This is a genomic window from Sulfitobacter sp. F26204, assembly GCF_026410305.1.
GTDB lineage: Bacteria > Pseudomonadota > Alphaproteobacteria > Rhodobacterales > Rhodobacteraceae > Sulfitobacter.
This window is the reverse complement of sequence record NZ_JAPMLQ010000012.1, coordinates 1-16,885: the sequence shown is the minus strand read 5'-3', so window position 1 is coordinate 16,885 and position 16,885 is coordinate 1. Positions and strand designations below refer to the sequence as shown.

Below are 16,885 nucleotides of genomic sequence, written 5' to 3'. Positions count from 1 at the left end.
CCCTTCACGTTTTTCCGCAATAGGACATATCCCATGCAAAACCGCCAGATCACGATTGCCGAACTGCCCACAGCAGAGCTGACAACCGCGCATTTCACCCAGATAGAGACTGATTTGCCGGTCGCCGCAGAAGGCGAAGTCCTGCTCCGTGTCATCCTGATGTCAATTGACGCCGCAAACCGGTCCTGGATGAAGGGGGCCACCTATCGCGCAGCCGTTCAGACAGGCGATGCGATGCCGACTTATGCCATCTGCGAGGTCATGCACTCCAACAGCCCTAAAGTCGCAGTCGGGGACATCGTCGCCGCAGAGGCAACATGGTCCGATTACGTCATTGCCAAAGGCCACCATGTGCAGAAACTGCCCAAGGTAGAAACAATTTCTCACCTGATGTCCGTTTACGGCATCGCCGGGAAAACCGCCTATCACGGACTGATGTCGATCGGACGTCCAATTGCCGGAGAAACCGTTCTGGTTTCCGCGGCGGCCGGATCTGTCGGCGGCTATGTGGGGCAGATTGCCAGGGCGCTCGGCTGTCGGGTTGTCGGCATTGCCGGTGGACCGGAAAAATGCAGCTGGGTGGTTGACGAACTGGGCTTTGATGCTTGCGTCGATTACCGCGAAGCCGGGTTGTCCAAAGCCCTTGCCAGTGCATGCCCCGATGGTGTCGATGTCTATTTCGACAATGTCGGTGGCAAGATCCTCGAAGCCTCATTGACCCTAATGAACGACAAGGGCCGTGTCGTTTGTTGCGGTGCGATCAGCCAATATGACACCGACACACCCACCGGACCCCGCAATCTTCCTGGTGTGATTGTGGTGAAACGCCTCAAGATGGAAGGATTCATTGTCATGGATTTTGCCCATAACGACGCCAAATGCATCCGCGCCCTGCAACATTGGGTTGGCACCGGCCAGATCAAAGTCTTCGAAGACATCGTTGACGGCCTCGAAAATGCGCCGAAAGCCCTGATCGGGCTGCTGGCCGGCGACAACAAGGGCAAGCGTATGGTCCGTGTTGCCGCAGATCCATCATAAAGGAGCACCCCCATGTCCGCATCCCAAGACGCCCTCAAAGCCAGTCAAACCCAGATCGGTACAGAGGTGGGCGTGTCCAGTTGGATTACCGTTGACCAATCCATGATAGATGCCTTCGCCAAGACCACCTTGGACGAACAATGGATCCACATTGATCCCGACCGCGCACAGGCCGAAACCCCCTTTGGCGGTACGATTGCTCATGGGTTTCTGACATTGTCCCTGGCCAGTCGCTTTGCTTCTGATTGTTTTTCAATGATGCCAGGACAGGTCATGAGCATCAATTATGGTATGAACAAACTGCGGTTCTTGATGCCTGTCCGCGCCGGAAGCCGCCTGCGCGGCCGTTTCATACTGAAAGAGGTCAAAGCCCGCGGCGGCACCGATCTTTTGCGCACCAACACGCTGACGATCGAAATCGAAAACGAAGAGACCCCTGCCTTGGTCGCCGAATGGTTGGGACTTGCTGTTTTCAAGGACTAGTTCGCCGGTGAGATAGACAAGGAAAAGACGGCACCTTGTCTGGCACTAAGGTAACGAGCCGGTGGAGACCTACACGCTCGATCGCCTTGTTGAGAAAGGCCCTTGCGGCTTTTGCATCGCGCCGCGCGATGAAACGGAAGTCGACCATCTGGCCGTTAGCATCGGGCGCGCGCCAAAGATAGCGCCACTTTCCACTGACGCGGGTGTAAGTTTTGTCCTCATGCCAGTCGACACTTGCCCGGCGCAGATGCTTCTCGGTGCGCCGGGTCAGTTCAGGACCAAACTTCTGGACCCATCAATACACCGTGGCGCGATCAACCGTGACATCGCGCTCTGCCAAATGATCCACGACGTCTTGGCAGGAAAGGGGATAGCGCAGGTGCCATCGTAGGGCACAAAGAATGATTTCACTCGGAATCCGATGATGTTTGAAGTGTGGCTTGCTGGATCTCAAAAGCTCAAAACTGAATAACTCGCCTGATTGATGCAACATGTTTACCGCCCTCTGACGGCATCGATGTGCCATGGCTCTGTGTTCTGTCGCAAAGTTTGCGCGGTTGGTTAGACTGGCTCGCGAGTGGTAGGTGTGTGTTTTTGTTTTTGAAATGACCTGCCCCCCGATAGTCCCTCATTCATAAAGAGAGTTTGCGGGTCTGATTTTCATAGTCTTCGGTTTGGTTTGAGCAAGCGCGCAGGGCGCGGAGCCCTCATTTAGCTCAAGCGTTCGGCGCGCTTCTGCGGGTGTTTGATTTCCGAGCGATGAGTGCGGCCTGACGTTGTTGTAGTCGTATCGCCAGAGCGCCAGCTTTCGTCGGACGTCTTCGAGGCTGTCAAACATTTCCTCGTTCAGGAGCTCGTCGCGCAGGCTGCCATTGGATGACTCGATGAAGGCATTCTGCTGGGGCTTTCCCGGATCGATGTAATGCCAGTCGACGTTGTTGTCGTTGGCCCATTTCTGGATCGCCCGGCTGGTGAACTCCGTCCCGTTGTCACTGACAATGCTGGCCGGCCTGCCATAGATGCGCACTAGGCATCCAGTTCCCGTGCCACGCGGGCGCCCGAGATGCTGGTATCGGCCATCAGATACAGGTTTTTGCGGCAGCAATCATCGTTCACCGCCAGAATGCGGAACTGAAGCGAAGCCCCGAACGTGTCGGACAGGAAGTCCAGCGACCAACGCTCATCTGGTCTCAGCGCCTCCGGCATCGGCGTCCGCGAGCCATGGGCCCGCTTGCGGCCCCTTCGCCGCCGGACGCCCAGCTTCTCGTCGGTGAAAAGCCGATAGAGTTGCTTGTGGTTCATGATCATACCTTTGCGTTCCAGTATCACGCCAATCCACCGATAGCCAAACGGCCGCCGCTTAACCGCGACGGCCTTCATCTCTTCTCTGATCTCTGGATTGTCCGGCGGGCGTTCAAGCTGGACCGTCTTCGGATCGTCACCAACAAGTCGACAGGCCCGGCGCTGCGAGATGTCGTGATCCCGCATCGCTCTCAGCGCTGCCTCTCGCCGCTCATTCGGCGTCGTCAGTTCTTTCCCAGCAGATCCTTCAAAACAGCATTGTCCAGCATCGTATCGGCCAACAGGCGCTTGAGCTTGGCGTTCTCGTCCTCAAGTGTCCGCAGCTTGGCGACGTCGGACACCTCCATGCCGCCAAACTTCGATTTGTACTTGTAGAACGTACCCTGGCTGAGGCCGTGCTTGCGGTACACCTCCGCCGTCGGCATTCCGGCTTCCTGTTCCTTGATCATCCCGATGACCTGCGTCTCGGTGAAACGGCTCTTTCGCATCTGTTTGCTCCTTCGAAAGGTTGAGCAAACTCTACATCACAACGAGGGAAATTTCGGGGGGCAGGTCAGCAGCTATATCAAGCCGATCCGGACCCTTACGCCTGAAGCTGATCATCGGGCGCACAAAGGTCTCAATAACCGCATTGAGGGGTCACACCGACCAACCCGAAAGCGAGAGAAGGTTATGGGCCGGTTCAAGTCGGTCCGTCAAGCGCTGAGGTTCCTCGCTGCTCACGATCAGATCAACACAATTTTCAGACCCCGCCGCTACCGCCTCTCCACCGCCTCATATCGCCACGCAAGATCCGATGCCTTCGACCTGTGGCACGACTATGCGCTCGAAATGACCGCCTGACACAAACACCCTTGGCGGCCGTCTCATGCTGCTGTCGTTAAGTTGGCAATCCCGGGCGTCTCCATCGGGTTATGCGTCCTCGATCTCGGCAATGGTCGTGACCGGTGGCGTGGACATCTTGGGCTTCAGGTCCTTGCCCAGCTGGGCGAAGGTTTCGCTGGCACGGTAGGCTTCGAACGCGGCCATGTCGGTCCAGCGCTGCACGATCGCGATGCCATCCGAGGTGGTGTTGCGGTACAGGGCATAATGCGTGCAGCCGGGCATCTCGCGGACCTTCCGGGCCTGGTCGTCAAACAGGGAAATGGCCGCCTCGAGCACGGAGGGGTCAAAGGTGGCTTCTACATTTATCAGTTTCATGCGCGTGTCATCCTGTGTCGGTTGGTGGGTTCAGTGGTTAATGGCCATCAGCACGGCTTCACGGCGCCGATGGACGGCCAGAGACTAGCCGCGCCGCGGATCGGCGTCCTGCGAACAGACGCCAAAAACCCGCTCCCGAGCGCCAAAGCGGCACGGCGCCCTGACCCGCCGCAGCCCGACCAATGCGCCAAAGGCCGGCGACGATTCACCGGGCAATAATCCGGCCATCAATCCGGGAAAACCCATGTCATTTGACGGATAGTGAATTTGTTTCAAGCGGTTATCCCTGGTTCATGGCGATGTGTCAAAGTGTGTTGACATTATTTTTAGTAACGTTACTAAATTAAATAATGATGAACGAGCCTCTCACATATGACGTTGCGATCGTTGGCGCGGGCCCGGTCGGATTGATGCTGGCCTGCGAATTGGGTGCCTATGGCGTTTCGGTCGGAATTGTCGATTCTGGCAGCCCCGACAGGCCGGAACACCCACGCGCCAACAACCAGTCAGCCCGCAGCATGGAGTATTATCGCCGTCTGGGAATCGCGGACGCGCTCCGCGCGAGCGGCTTGCCGGACGACTATCCAACCGACGTGGCCTATCTGGCTGGCTTCAACGGCCTGGAAATCGCACGGGTATCGCTGCCTTCCAAGCAAGAGGCCCTGCGCCGATGCCGCGAGGGCGATCCCGTCTGGCAGTCTTGCGAACCGCAGTTACGCACCAGCCAGCGTTCTCTGACGCCGCTTCTTGCGCGGCGGCTGGACGCGTTCGAAACCGTCGATCTGATCCCCAATACAGATGTGACGGATATCGCGGCAAAGAATGGCGCAACTCTGAGACTGAGCGACGGCCGCCGCATTTCGGCGCGGTATTGCGTCGGCTGCGACGGCGCGCGCAGCATGGTCCGCAAGGCCATGGGAATTCGTCTGGATGGCGAAGGCGGGTTGGACATGGAATTCATGGGCGGACGCATGATCGCCACCTATTTCCGCTCACCGAACCTGACATCGCTGACCGGCATGCGGCCCGCATGGCAATACTGGGCGATTCTCGCCGACATACGCGCGGTCATGGTGACGCTGGACGGAGATCAGGAATTCATCCTACACCGCCAGCTCTCGGCTGATGAAACGGTGGAAACCTATGATCTTCAGGCCGATCTGGATCAGCTATGCGGACCCGGAACCGAGGCCGAAATCCTGTCCTCGGCATCCTGGCGCGCGGGTCAGGCGCTGGTTGCGCCGAGATTCGGCGAGGGCCCACTCCTGCTGGCCGGGGACAGTGCGCATCTATTCACGCCGACGGGTGGAATGGGATTGAACACAGGCATCGAAGATGCGGTGAACCTGGCATGGAAGCTCGCCGAGCTGTGTCAGGGGCACGCGGACGCGGCGATTCTGGACACCTATACAGAGGAACGCCGCAGTATCGCATTGCGCAACACGGGGTTCGCGCTGCAACTGGCCAAGGCTGTCGGGGGATGCCCCGTCGCCAAGGCAATCGGGCAGGATGGCGCCGCCGGGGACGCAGCGCGGGAAGCCGCCCGCACACATATTCTGGAATTTGCCCCCAATGAATTCGAACATCCCGGCATCGGGCTGGGGGTCCGCTATGACGGGTCTGCGCTGATCGTGCCGGATGGGATGCCACCCGAGGATCACCCGGTCAAATACGTGCCCAGCACCGTGCCCGGTGGCCGGCTGCCGCATGTCTGGCTGAGCCCGAACCAAAGCCTGCTGGATCTGGCGGGGCATGGTTTCACGCTGATTGATTTCGACGCGGCATTGCCGCCCCTGTCCGGGGATTGGTGCAAACAGATGCGGCTCACCCTGCATCACCTTGCCCGGCCCGATCTCGTTGCACAGCTGGGTGCCCGCGCCGTTCTGGTCCGTCCTGACCAGATCATTGCATGGCGTTGCAGCGATACGCGCGACAGCGGACGGGATGTGACCCAGCAAGAGATCGAACATGCGCTTCGGGTCGCACGGGCCCAGCGTCACGGGGATCAGCAAAGGGAGATCGCGCAATGATCGTTCGCTGCGGGTATCTGATGGGGTGCGTGCACCCGAATGCACAGCCGAATTTCGACGACACGCTGGTAAATGACCTGCTGCCTGCGATCCGGGCCATGCCCGGCGTCGAACATGCCGAGCTGCATTTCGCCCAGGAGGCCGAGCCCGGCGCACCGGATCTGCACGCGACCTTCGTGATCCACTTTGCCGACGAGAAGGCCATGCAAACGGCGTTGTCTTCGCCGGAAAGAAACCGAATGCGCGAGAAATTCATGGCCATCCTACCCGGTCTGGACGGCACGGTCGCGCATATCAACCACACGATGATGCCCCGGCATCACGCCAAGAACACATAACGAAAATCAACACGGGAGAGAGAGAAGATGGACGATTTTGAGAACTACAAGACGCTAGAAGAGTACAAGGCCGCGGTCGACTACGCGATGAACATTGTCGACAAGCATTTCCTCGAGGAGAACCCCGAGCAGATCGACGACATGCTGCGGCTTTATTCCGAGGATGTCGAATGGCATGCTCCGGCCCGCGACGTGATCTACCACGGCAAGGAAGAAATTCGGAAAATGTACATGGCCCTGTTCTATGCCGCCGAAGGCATGGAACTGACGCCCATGGAACGTTTCGCAACGCCCAGCCGTGTCGTGGATGACAGTCTGGTGACATTCCGCATCGGAAATGACGACATTCAGAACTGTCCTTATCCGGTCGGAACATATGTGAAGATGCGCTTGATCCACATCTTCCACGTAGAAAAGGGGATGATCACCCGTGAGAGCGGCTACGAATGCTGGACCATCGACAAGTCCAAAGGCTGAATCTGTCCTAGTTGCGCGCGCTGCGTTAGAGTTTCCCGAAACACTGATGCAGGAGCGGCAGAATGCTTAACAACGGAGGCTCAGGCGGCGGCTTGAAACAAGACGCGGACCGTCTGTGGCGAACGGACAATACTGCGAGACTGCTTCTTCATGCTTTCAACACGTTTGAAGAAAAGCTGTTGTTGCGCGCTGCGTCGGCCGGAGCCGGCGATATCAGGCGGGTTCATCTCAATGTTCTGCGGCATGTCGATGTCAAAGGCACACGAATCGCCGTCCTGGCGCAGCGCGCAGGCATCACCAACGGCGCAATGTCTCAGGCGGTTGCCCTGTGCCAGCGGGACGGGCTGGTGAAAATCAGGACCGACCCCGAAGACAAGAGAGCCCGACGGGTCTATTTCACACCTGACGGTCTTTCGCTCTTGGAAACGCTGCATGAGTTGTTTCTGGGCATTGAACAGGAAATCTCCGACATCATCGGGGAAAATGGTCTTGCCGAGTTGAGACGTTTGCTGGGTCTTCTCCAGCGGGATTTCAACGTATCGGCAGGCGAAATCAAGGCAAGGGGCTGACCACACGCCCCCTACGGGATCGCAAAGAGGGCAACATGACCGAAATATTCGCATATCGCGACGCCGACGGACAACGCCGACCCTGCGTCCGTTCGGCTGCGGGGTTGGTCGCGGTCGATGACAGCTGGGCGGATCTTCTGGGGCGGATGTGCGGGCCGGTTGCGGCGCAGCCGACACTGGGCCGGCCGCTGCCGGACAGAACCCGGATCTGCACCCCGATGCCCGAGGGCGGAACCCTGTATGCGATTGGTGTGAACTATGCCGATCACGCACAGGCCGGAATGCAGGTCATGCGCGACATGGGGTTCAGGGATCCCGCCGTCGCCGCCCCGCGCCCGGTGTTCTTCACCAAGCCGGCAGGCGCCTGTCTGGCCGATCCCGGGGCGCAGGTCACCGCGCCGCAGGGCTGCGAGGCATTCGATGTCGAGGTCGAACTCTGCGCTGTCATCGGCAAGGCGGGCAAACATATCGCCGAGGCCGACGCGCTTGGTCATGTGGCGGCCTATTGCATCGCTCTGGACATGAGCGCGCGCGATTTCCAGATGCTGCCGGGCACCTTGTTCGGCGTCGACCTGTTCGCGGGCAAGGTGTTTGACGGCGCCTGCCCGATGGGCCCCTGCCTGTGCCCCGCCGCACAGGTCGGCGACCCCGCCGCGCTGGCGATCGGCGTCGCGGTGAACGGGCAAACCTGGCAGCAGTCGGACACCGGCCAGATGACAATGGGGCTGCCGGGAATAATCGCCGCCCTGTCGCAGCTTGTGACGCTCAGGCCGGGGGATGCGATCCTGACCGGCACACCCGCAGGAACAGGATTTGAAACCGGAAGAACCTTGCAATCCGGTGACAGGATTTCCGCCTGGATCGACACGCTCGGACAGCTGTCGGTCGAGGTGGGGTAACCAAGCGGCGTCAAGACCGCATAGATCAGGACCCAATTAGGGAGGAAACGCGAATGAAACATCTACTGACTGCATTTGTGGCAGCGCTGGTACTGGGCACTCCGGTACTGGCCGAGGAGACCCACACACTGAAACTGTCGACTTTTCTGCCATCCGGAAACGTGATGGTGAAGGAATTCGAACGATGGGGTGCCGAACTGGCCGAGAAATCCGATGGTCGGCTGACGCTGGAAATCTTCAACGCCGCCCAGATGGGGCCGCCACCGCAACAATATGATCTGGTGCGCACCGGCGTTGCGGATATTTCCTATGCGCTGCATGGCTTTACGCCGGGTCGTTTTCCATTGGTCGAGATTGCCTATCTGCCAAACCTCTTCGGCAGTGCCGAGCAGGGCAGCCGGGCACTGTCGGCCATGGTGCCTGACTATCTGGCAGATGAGCATCGCGGCACGAGGCTGCTCTATATCGTGGCCGCGCCGCCAATCGGCATTCTCAGCAAGGATGTGCGCATCGACAGCGCCGATGCGCTCGAGGGATTGCGTATCCGACACCCCGGTTCGGTGATTGCCGCCAGCCTGACCGCGGCGGGCGCGGTGCCTGCCGCCGTACCGCCAGCGGAAATGGGGGATGCACTCAACAAGGGCGTGATCGACGGGATCGCAACCACGGTCGAGGCCGCCGATGCGTTCAACTTTGCCGACATGATCGGCTACAAGAACGATCTGAACATCGGCACGGGCACCTTCAGCCTGGTGATGAACCCCGACAGTTATGCAGCCCTGCCCGAGGACCTTCAGAAGCTGATCGACGACACCACCGGCGCCGCCGCTTCGGCGCGGATTGGCCGCATCTATGACACGTCCGAGGCCCAGGCTTGGTCGCAGCATCAGGATCACATCGAGATCGTGTCGATGCCCGAGGAAGAAACCGCAAGGCTCAATGCGACGCTCGAGGATTTCGCCAATGGCATGATCGCTGATCTCGACGCCAAGGGCCATCCGGCCAGTGCCTTTTACAGAGACTTGAAAGCAGCATTGGAATGACGCCCGGTCCAATGAAATTAGTCAGCGCGGTTCCGGTCGCGCTGGCCTCACTTGCGACCTTCGGGATGGCAGCAATTACGCTGGTTGACGTGGCCATGCGCAACCTGTCGCTCGGGGCGGTGCCGGGGTCATATGAAATCGCGCGGATCTGCCTGTGCGTGGCAATTTTCGCCTCGCTGGCGGAAGCCACCCGCAGAAAAGCGCATATCACGATAGATATCATCGACACGATGATCCCCGGCCACCTCGTTTCGTGGTTCAAGCGCCTGGCATCCCTGGCGCTGGCCCTGTTCGTGCTCCTGCTGCTGAAATCCGGCTGGACGCAGGCCCGCGACGCTCTGGAATATGGCGATCTGACACCCGATCTGCGCTGGCCGCTGATCGTGTTCTGGGGGCCGATCCTTGCCGGACTGGCCGCAACGGCGCTGGTCGCCATTCTTCAGGTATTCCGGAGGTCCACATGACTCCTGCCATGATCGCGGGCCTATCGGTGCTGGCCGTCACGATGATGCTGTTCATTCGGGTGCCCGTGTCCGTGGCGCTGGGTCTGGCCGGGACCGGCGGCTATCTGGCAATCGCCAAGCCCGCGGCCGTCCTGCATGTGGTGGGCAGCACGCTGATACAGGTCGGGACCGAATACACGCTTACCGTCGTACCGCTGTTTGTGATGATGGGTGCAGTGGCCATGCGGGCGGGCATGTCGCAGCGCCTCTTTGCGGCGTCAACCGCCCTGTTCGGACGCCTGCGCGGCGCCGAAAGCATGGCGACCGTCGTCGCCTCGGGGGCCTTTGGTGCCGTGGCCGGTTCATCGCTCGCGACCACGGCCACCATGACCCGCGTCGCCGGCCCCGAACTGCGCCGACGCGGGTATCACGACAGCATGGTCGGTGGCACATTGGCGGCGGGCGGGACGCTGGGCATCCTGATACCGCCCTCGGTTGCGCTGGTGATCTATGCGCTGATCACCGGGCAATCGGTCGCCGAACTGTTCGCGGCGGGTATCCTGCCCGGCCTGATACTGATGGGGCTCTATGTCGTGGCCGTGCTGTGGAGCATCTGGCGCAACCCGGATTCGGCCCCTGCCCCGGATTGCAACATGCCCAACCGCCTGATCGAGATAATCAAGGGCTGGGAGGTGGTATTGCTGTTCGGGACGACCATCGGCGGCATCTATGCCGGCTGGTTCACACCGACCGAGGCCGCATCCATCGGGCTGTTCCTGGCCATTGCGACCGGCTTTCTTGTGGGCGACCTGACCATCCGGGGGCTGATCGCCGCTCTGGAGGAAACCGTTCTGACCACGGCGGCGCTGTTTTTCGTGGTGCTGGCGGCGACCCTTTTTGCCTATTTCATCATTCAGGCCAAACTTCCCCCCGCCCTGATCGGCATTGCCGAATCCCTTGCCTTTCCGCCATGGGCCGTCATTGGCACGATCATCATATTCTACCTGATTGCCGGTTGTTTTCTGGATGGCATGGGCATGATGCTGGCCTCTGTTCCGGTGTTCTACCCCGTGGTCACGGCGCTTGGCTATGACCCGATATGGTTCGGGATTCTGGTGGTCGTCGTGATCGAGGTCGGCCTGATCACCCCTCCGATCGGAATGAATATCTTTGTCATCCGGGCACAGATGCCGGACCTGCCGCTTGGTGCGGTCTACAAGGGCGTCCTGCCCTTTATCGTGGCCCAGCTGGTGCTGATCGCATTGCTGATGCTGCAGCCTGGGCTGGCAACCACCTTGCCCCAATGGTTTGCGCAATAGGGAGTTCGCAATGCGTTTCATCGACTATTATGAAAAGGGCATGGCACGCAGTTCGGGGGGGGTTGCCTTTATCGACGGCGACACCCGCCATAGCTGGCCCGAAGTGGACAGGCTGTCTGCCCGGATCGCCGCCGGACTCAGCGCCATCGCGCCGACGCATGATGCCCGCATCGGGGTTTATTCGCCCAATGACGCCCGCGCCTTTGCCTGTGTCCTCGGCATTCTGCGCGCCGATCTGGTCTGGGTGCCGATCAACTGGCGCAACACGGTGCATGCCAATGGTCACCTGCTCGAACTGACGGGCTGCGACGTGCTTTTCTATCACAGCGATTTCGCCGGCGAAGCCCGGCAACTGGCCGAGCAATGCAACACGGCCATCCGCCTGATCTGTCTGGATGATGAGACTGAGACCGGAAACGGGCTGGCTGCGGTTTGCGGCGATCACCGGGATGTGCCGCAACCGCTCGACGACATGGACCGTCTTGTCGCCTTGTTTCCAACCGGCGGCACCACCGGATTGTCCAAGGCCGCGCGCTGGTCACACCGCACACTGAGCGCGACATGCGATGCCTTCTGGCACTGCCTGGCCACCGAGGAACCGATCGTGCATCTGGTTGCCGGTCCGATGACCCATGCGGCGGGGTTGCTGGCGCTGAACATGATGCCGGCGGCACCGACCCATGTCATCCTCAAGACCCCCGACCCCCTGTCGATCCTGCGGGCGATCGACAAGCACAAGGTCACGCATCTCTACCTGCCGCCGACGCTTCTCTATGCGCTGCTGTCTCATCCCCGCGTTGGCGAGTTCGACTATTCCTCGTTGCGCGCGATGGTGCTGGCCGCCGCGCCGGTGGCCCCGGAAAAGCTGCGTGAGGCGCTTGCGGTTTTCGGCCCGGTGCTGTGCCAGAGCTATGGGCAGGCCGAGGCCCCGATGTTCCTGACCTTTCTGTCGTCCGGGGATCTGGCCGAGGCTGACGAGACCAGCCCGGTCTTTGCGTCTTGCGGTCGCGAGACCTTGAAGGCGCGACTGGCCATCATGGGTGACGACGGTGCGCTGCTGGCGGACAATTCCCGGGGCGAAATCGTTGCCAGGGGGCCATTGGTATTCTCGGGCTATCACGCCAATCCCGAAGGCACGAAACAGGCCTTTGCCGATCAGTGGCTGAAAACCGGCGATGTCGGCTATCGCGACTCCAAAGGCTATTACTACATCGTGGACCGCAAGAAGGACATGGTCGTGACTGGCGGTTTCAATGTTTACACGGCCGAGGTCGAACAGGCGGTTCTGGCGCACCCGGATGTGCGCGATTGCGCGGTCTTCGGCATCCCTGACAAGAAATGGGGCGAGGCGGTCAAAGCGGTGGTCGAGATGAAGCCCGGCGCGTCCTTTGATCCCGACGCCATCACCGCCACGGTCAAGGATTTGCTTGGCTCGATACAGGCACCGAAATCCGTCGATGCCTGGCCCGAACTGCCCCGCAGCGGCAATGGCAAGGTTCTCAAGCGCGAGATCCGCGACAGTTTCTGGCGCGACGAGGATCGGCAGGTTTGAAACAGGGAAAAACCATGAACACTCACGTCTATGTCATTGGCACCTACACGACGCCGTTCTCGAAATGGGTCGACCGCAGCTTCAAGGACCTGACTCGCCAGGCCTATATGGGCGCGCTGGCTGATGCCGGCCTGCAGGACGGGGTGCGGATCGACGCCGCCTGGTTCGGCAATTGCCTGATGTCGCATTTCGGACAGACCATGATCGGTGGCAATGTTTGCTTTGTGCCGCTCGTGCGCGAGGGCCTGTTTCCCGATCGCGCCCCGATCATCAATGTCGAGGCCGGCTGTTCGACAGGTACCCTTACCCTGCAGGGCGCGGCGACGGCGATCCGCGCGGGTGATGCCGACCTGACCGTCGCGCTCGGGGTTGAAAAACTGGTCGATCCGGACAACCAGACCGAAGTGTTCCGCAAATTCTCGCAAGGTCTCGATTGTCTCGACCCGCAGGACTGGCAAGAGGAATACAGCCGCGCCGGAGACCAGCTCGGCATGCCGTTCGAACCGGGGCCTGACCGCACCGTGCCCATGGATACCTATGCCATGCAGGCGCGCTATCACATGTCGCGTTTTGGCACGACGCAAGAGCAGATCGCCGCCGGTGCCGCCAAGAACCACAATAACGGCGCCCTGAACCCGAATGCCCATTACCGGTTCGAGATGACGCCGCAACAGGTGATGCAGGATCGCATGGTGGTCGATCCGCTGACCCGCTCGATGTGTGCGCCGATGACGGATGGCGCGGCCGCTGCGCTGGTCTGTTCGGAATCGTTCTTTCAGACTCTGTCCCCGCAACAGAAGGATCGCGCGATCCGGTTGCGCGCCATCGGTCTCTCGGGTGGCAAGTATCGCAATCTGGAAGACCCCAGCCTGACCGCGACCGCGGCGCAACGGGCCTATGAGCGCGCCGGGATCGGGGCGCGAGACATCGACGTGGCCGAAGTGCATGACGCGACCTCGTTCTGCGAGGTCTATCAGGTCGAGATGATGGGCTTTTGCCCGCCGGGCGAAGGCGGCGCATTTGTCGGGGGCGGGGAAACCGCGCTGACCGGCTCCCTGCCGGTGAACACGTCGGGCGGGCTGGTTTCAAAAGGACATCCCATCGGTGCAACCGGCCTGTCCATGTGCGCCGAGCTGGTGACACAGCTGCGCGGCGAGGCCGGCGCGCGTCAGGTCGATGGCGCCACGCTGGCGCTGCAGGAAAATGGTGGCGGCATCATCGGTTTCGACGAAGCCCTTGCCGCCGTGGCGATTTACGAACGTTTCAGGTGAGGAGAAGCCCGATGTCGGCAAAGGATTTTCTGGAGGCGCTGCGCTGGCGCTATGCAACCAAACTCTTCGACGCGACCAGACCCATCCCCGCGGATGTTCTGGCGCAGATCGTCGAGGCGACGCGCCTGTCGCCCTCTTCGGTCAACCTTCAGCCCTACAGGTTGATGCTTCTGACCGAGCGGGACCGGATCGACGCCTTGATTCCCGCCACCTGGCTGCCCAACCGTCCAAAGCTGCAAAGCTGCGCTGCGCTGGCGGTCTTGACCGTGCCGACCGATCTTGGCGATCATACGGTCGAGGCGTTTCTCGATCAGGTGGCGGCGCATAAGGGCATCCCGCGCGAAAGCCTCGCCGAGGTCGAGGCCAAGGCCAAGGGGTTCCTGATGGCCATGACCCCCGAAGCGCGCATAGAATGGGCGCGGCGTCAGGCATTTCTGGCCCTTGGCACGCTGTTGTCGGCCTGTGCTGCGGCCCGTGTCGACAGCTGCCCGATGGAGGGCTTTGTCGCCGAAAACTATGACCGTGCTCTTGGCCTGCCCGAGCAGCGCATGACCACGGCTGTTCTGGTCGCTCTCGGGTATCGCGACGCAGACGACCCGGCGGCCGCGATACCGAAATACCGCCGGACGATCACCGCAGAACCGAGCGGCAGCTGACGGCCTGAACAAGGAATCCCCAATGACGCAATCTGAATTGAAAATCATCGAGCAGCGCCTGCTGTGGCTGTCGCACTGGATGATCCACAATGCCAACCACATCCGCCCCAAGGCGGATGGCATCAAGGTAGGGGGTCATCAGGCCTCGTCGGCGTCGATGGTCTCGATCATGACTGCGCTCTATTTTTCCGCGCTCCGGCCCGAGGATCGGATCGCGGTCAAACCCCATGCGTCACCGGTGTTTCACGCGATTCAATACCTGATGGGCAATCAGACCCGCGAGAAGATGGAGAGCTTTCGCGGCTATGGCGGGGTTCAGTCCTATCCCAGCCGGACCAAGGATATCGACGATGTGGATTTCTCGACAGGTTCAGTGGGTCTTGGGGTGGCGATCACGTCTTTCGCCTCGATGGTGCAGGACTACGTGACCTCGAAACCCTGGGGTAAGGATGTGACGCCGGGCCGGATGATCGCGCTGATGGGCGATGCCGAACTGGACGAAGGCAATATCTATGAATGCCTGCAAGAGGGCTGGAAACACGACCTGCGCAACACCTGGTGGATCATCGACTATAACCGTCAGTCGCTGGACGGCATGGTCAGCGAAGGTCTTTGGCACCGGATCGAGCAAACATTCAGTGCCTTTGGCTGGGATGTGGTCCGGGTCAAGTACGGACAGATGCAACAGGCCGCCTTTGCCGAACCGGGAGGCGACCGGCTGCGCGACTGGATCGACGCATGCCCCAATGATCTGTATTCGGCGCTGACCTTTCAGGGCGGGGCGGTCTGGCGCGAACACCTGATGAACGATCTGGGCGATCAGGGCGACGTGACCGCCCTGATCGACAGCCGCAGTGACCGGGAACTTGCCGAATTGATGGAGAATCTCGGCGGCAATTGCGTGGATACCATGGCCCGCGCCTTTGACGCGATCGACCATGACCGGCCAACCTGTTTTCTGGCCTACACGGTCAAGGGCTGGGGCACTCCAATTGCCGGGCACAAGGACAACCACGGCGGGTTGATGACCAAGGCACAGATGGCCGAGTGGCAAAAACACATGGGTGTGCCCGAGGGGCAGGAATGGGACCCGATGGCAACCGTCGAAGACCCCCGCGCGCTAGCGGCATTTCTGGCCAAGGTGCCATTCTTTTCGGGCGGACCGCGCCGCTATGACGATAGCCGCCTCGACGTGCCCCGGATCGAGATCCCGACCGATGGCACCATCGCCACCCAGATGGCCTTTGGCAAGATTCTCGACGAACTGGCCAAAGGCACATCCGAATTGAGCGACCGGATCGTCACCACCTCGCCCGATGTCACGGGCACCACCGGTCTGGGGGCCTGGGTCAACCGGCGCGGGCTGTTTGCACGGCATGAACAGCGCGACACCTTTCGGGATCGCAAGATCCCCTCGACCGCGAAATGGGCCTTTTCCTCGGAGGGCCAGCATATCGAACTGGGCATCGCCGAGATGAACCTGTTCCTGATGCTGGGCGCGGCGGGGCTGTCGCATTCGCTGTTTGGCAAACGGTTGTTTCCCATTGGCACGGTCTATGATCCTTTTGTCTGCCGTGGCCTTGATGCGCTGAATTACGCATCCTATCAGGATGCGCGTTTCCTGATCGCGGGAACACCGTCCGGGGTGACACTGGCGCCAGAAGGCGGCGCCCACCAATCTATCGGCACACCGCTCATCGGGATGAGTCAGGACGGGCTGGCGGCCTTTGAACCGGCCTTTGCCGACGAACTTGCGGTCATCTTCGAATGGGCCTGTGATTATCTGCAACGCGACGGGTCGGGCGACCCCGACGTACGCACCTGGCTGCGCGACGAGGTGGGCGGCTCGGTCTATCTGCGCTTGAGCACCAACCCGATCGAACAACCCGGCAAGCGGCATGATGATGCATTCCGTCAGGGCGCGGTGGACGGTGCCTATTGGTTGCGCCCGCCCGGCCCGAACTGCGAGGTGGTGATCGCCTATCAAGGTGTCGTTGCCCCCGAGGCGATCAACGCCGCGGGCATCATCGGCGAAGGACGCCGGGATGTCGGCGTGCTGGCCGTGACCTCTGCCGATCGCCTGAACGCCGGGTGGACCGCCGCCCAGCGGGCCCGGTCCCGTGGTCAGCGCAGGGCCCAAAGCCATATCGAAAAACTATTGGCGGACGTGCCGCGCAATGCGGTGATGGTGACCGTTATCGATGGCCATCCCGTCACGCTGGCCTGGCTGGGTGGGGTACATGGCCACCGCACAGTGCCTCTGGG

General features: G+C 60.8%; 16 protein-coding genes and 3 pseudogenes. 15 read left to right on the top strand and 4 right to left on the bottom strand.

Annotation, left to right across the window (positions count from 1 at the left end):
* Positions 1-33 precede the first annotated feature (33 nt).
* Together OS190_RS19070 and OS190_RS19065 are read left to right on the top strand one after the other, a co-directional pair.
* Positions 34-1,038 (top strand): NADP-dependent oxidoreductase, encoded by a 1,005-nt coding sequence (locus tag OS190_RS19070; protein ID WP_267160295.1) that lies wholly within the window; start codon positions 34-36, stop codon positions 1,036-1,038.
* 12 nt (positions 1,039-1,050) lie between these two features.
* Positions 1,051-1,521 (top strand): MaoC family dehydratase, encoded by a 471-nt coding sequence (locus OS190_RS19065; RefSeq protein WP_267160294.1) that lies wholly within the window; start codon positions 1,051-1,053, stop codon positions 1,519-1,521.
* 22 nt (positions 1,522-1,543) lie between these two features.
* Here OS190_RS19065 and OS190_RS20660 read toward each other — a convergent pair.
* Both OS190_RS20660 and OS190_RS19055 read right to left on the bottom strand, forming a co-directional pair.
* Positions 1,544-2,014, bottom strand: a pseudogene (locus OS190_RS20660) (IS6 family transposase); the annotation flags it as partial.
* Positions 2,015-2,153: 139 nt separating this feature from the next.
* Positions 2,154-3,311 (bottom strand): annotated as a pseudogene (locus tag OS190_RS19055) (IS3 family transposase).
* Positions 3,312-3,372: 61 nt separating this feature from the next.
* Between OS190_RS19055 and OS190_RS19050 the strand changes: the two are divergent.
* Positions 3,373-3,666, top strand: a pseudogene (locus OS190_RS19050) (DDE-type integrase/transposase/recombinase); the annotation flags it as partial.
* A 69-nt stretch (positions 3,667-3,735) separates the two neighbouring features.
* Here the strand turns inward: OS190_RS19050 and OS190_RS19045 are convergent.
* Together OS190_RS19045 and OS190_RS19040 are read right to left on the bottom strand one after the other, a co-directional pair.
* Positions 3,736-4,023, bottom strand: a complete 288-nt coding sequence (locus OS190_RS19045; RefSeq protein WP_267160293.1) for a putative quinol monooxygenase — start codon at positions 4,021-4,023, stop codon at positions 3,736-3,738.
* Between the two features lie 84 nt (positions 4,024-4,107).
* Positions 4,108-4,299, bottom strand: a complete 192-nt coding sequence (locus tag OS190_RS19040; protein ID WP_267160292.1) for a hypothetical protein — start codon at positions 4,297-4,299, stop codon at positions 4,108-4,110.
* Between the two features lie 74 nt (positions 4,300-4,373).
* Here OS190_RS19040 and OS190_RS19035 point away from each other — a divergent pair, with 74 nt between their 5' ends.
* The 12 genes from OS190_RS19035 to OS190_RS18980 all read left to right on the top strand — a co-directional run.
* On the top strand, positions 4,374-6,053 hold the full coding sequence (locus OS190_RS19035) for an FAD-dependent monooxygenase (protein ID WP_267160291.1): 1,680 nt from the start codon (positions 4,374-4,376) through the stop codon (positions 6,051-6,053).
* Entirely contained in the window at positions 6,050-6,391 is a 342-nt protein-coding gene (locus tag OS190_RS19030) for an NIPSNAP family protein (protein ID WP_267160290.1), read from the top strand. Before OS190_RS19035 ends, OS190_RS19030 begins: the two co-directional genes overlap by 4 nt.
* A gap of 27 nt (positions 6,392-6,418) precedes the next feature.
* Complete coding sequence (locus tag OS190_RS19025; protein ID WP_267160289.1) at positions 6,419-6,868, top strand: nuclear transport factor 2 family protein; 450 nt, start codon at positions 6,419-6,421, stop codon at positions 6,866-6,868.
* A 62-nt stretch (positions 6,869-6,930) separates the two neighbouring features.
* Positions 6,931-7,437 (top strand): MarR family winged helix-turn-helix transcriptional regulator, encoded by a 507-nt coding sequence (locus OS190_RS19020; protein ID WP_267160288.1) that lies wholly within the window; start codon positions 6,931-6,933, stop codon positions 7,435-7,437.
* A gap of 35 nt (positions 7,438-7,472) precedes the next feature.
* Entirely contained in the window at positions 7,473-8,336 is an 864-nt protein-coding gene (locus OS190_RS19015; protein ID WP_267160287.1) for a fumarylacetoacetate hydrolase family protein, read from the top strand.
* A gap of 53 nt (positions 8,337-8,389) precedes the next feature.
* Positions 8,390-9,379, top strand: coding sequence for a TRAP transporter substrate-binding protein (locus OS190_RS19010; protein WP_267160286.1), 990 nt, complete (start codon positions 8,390-8,392; stop codon positions 9,377-9,379).
* An 11-nt stretch (positions 9,380-9,390) separates the two neighbouring features.
* A complete protein-coding gene (locus OS190_RS19005; protein WP_267160285.1) occupies positions 9,391-9,843 on the top strand; it encodes a TRAP transporter small permease in 453 nt (150 codons plus the stop codon).
* Positions 9,840-11,141, top strand: a complete 1,302-nt coding sequence (locus OS190_RS19000; RefSeq protein WP_267160284.1) for a TRAP transporter large permease — start codon at positions 9,840-9,842, stop codon at positions 11,139-11,141. The genes OS190_RS19005 and OS190_RS19000 overlap by 4 nt, the downstream gene beginning before the upstream one ends.
* 10 nt (positions 11,142-11,151) lie before the next feature.
* Positions 11,152-12,693, top strand: coding sequence for a class I adenylate-forming enzyme family protein (locus OS190_RS18995; RefSeq protein ID WP_267160283.1), 1,542 nt, complete (start codon positions 11,152-11,154; stop codon positions 12,691-12,693).
* A gap of 14 nt (positions 12,694-12,707) precedes the next feature.
* On the top strand, positions 12,708-13,964 hold the full coding sequence (locus OS190_RS18990; protein ID WP_267160282.1) for a thiolase family protein: 1,257 nt from the start codon (positions 12,708-12,710) through the stop codon (positions 13,962-13,964).
* Positions 13,965-13,975: 11 nt separating this feature from the next.
* Positions 13,976-14,620 (top strand): NAD(P)H-dependent oxidoreductase, encoded by a 645-nt coding sequence (locus OS190_RS18985; protein ID WP_267160281.1) that lies wholly within the window; start codon positions 13,976-13,978, stop codon positions 14,618-14,620.
* Between the two features lie 22 nt (positions 14,621-14,642).
* On the top strand, positions 14,643-16,885 hold a 2,243-nt coding region (locus tag OS190_RS18980), incomplete at its 3' end, for a thiamine pyrophosphate-binding protein (protein ID WP_267160280.1).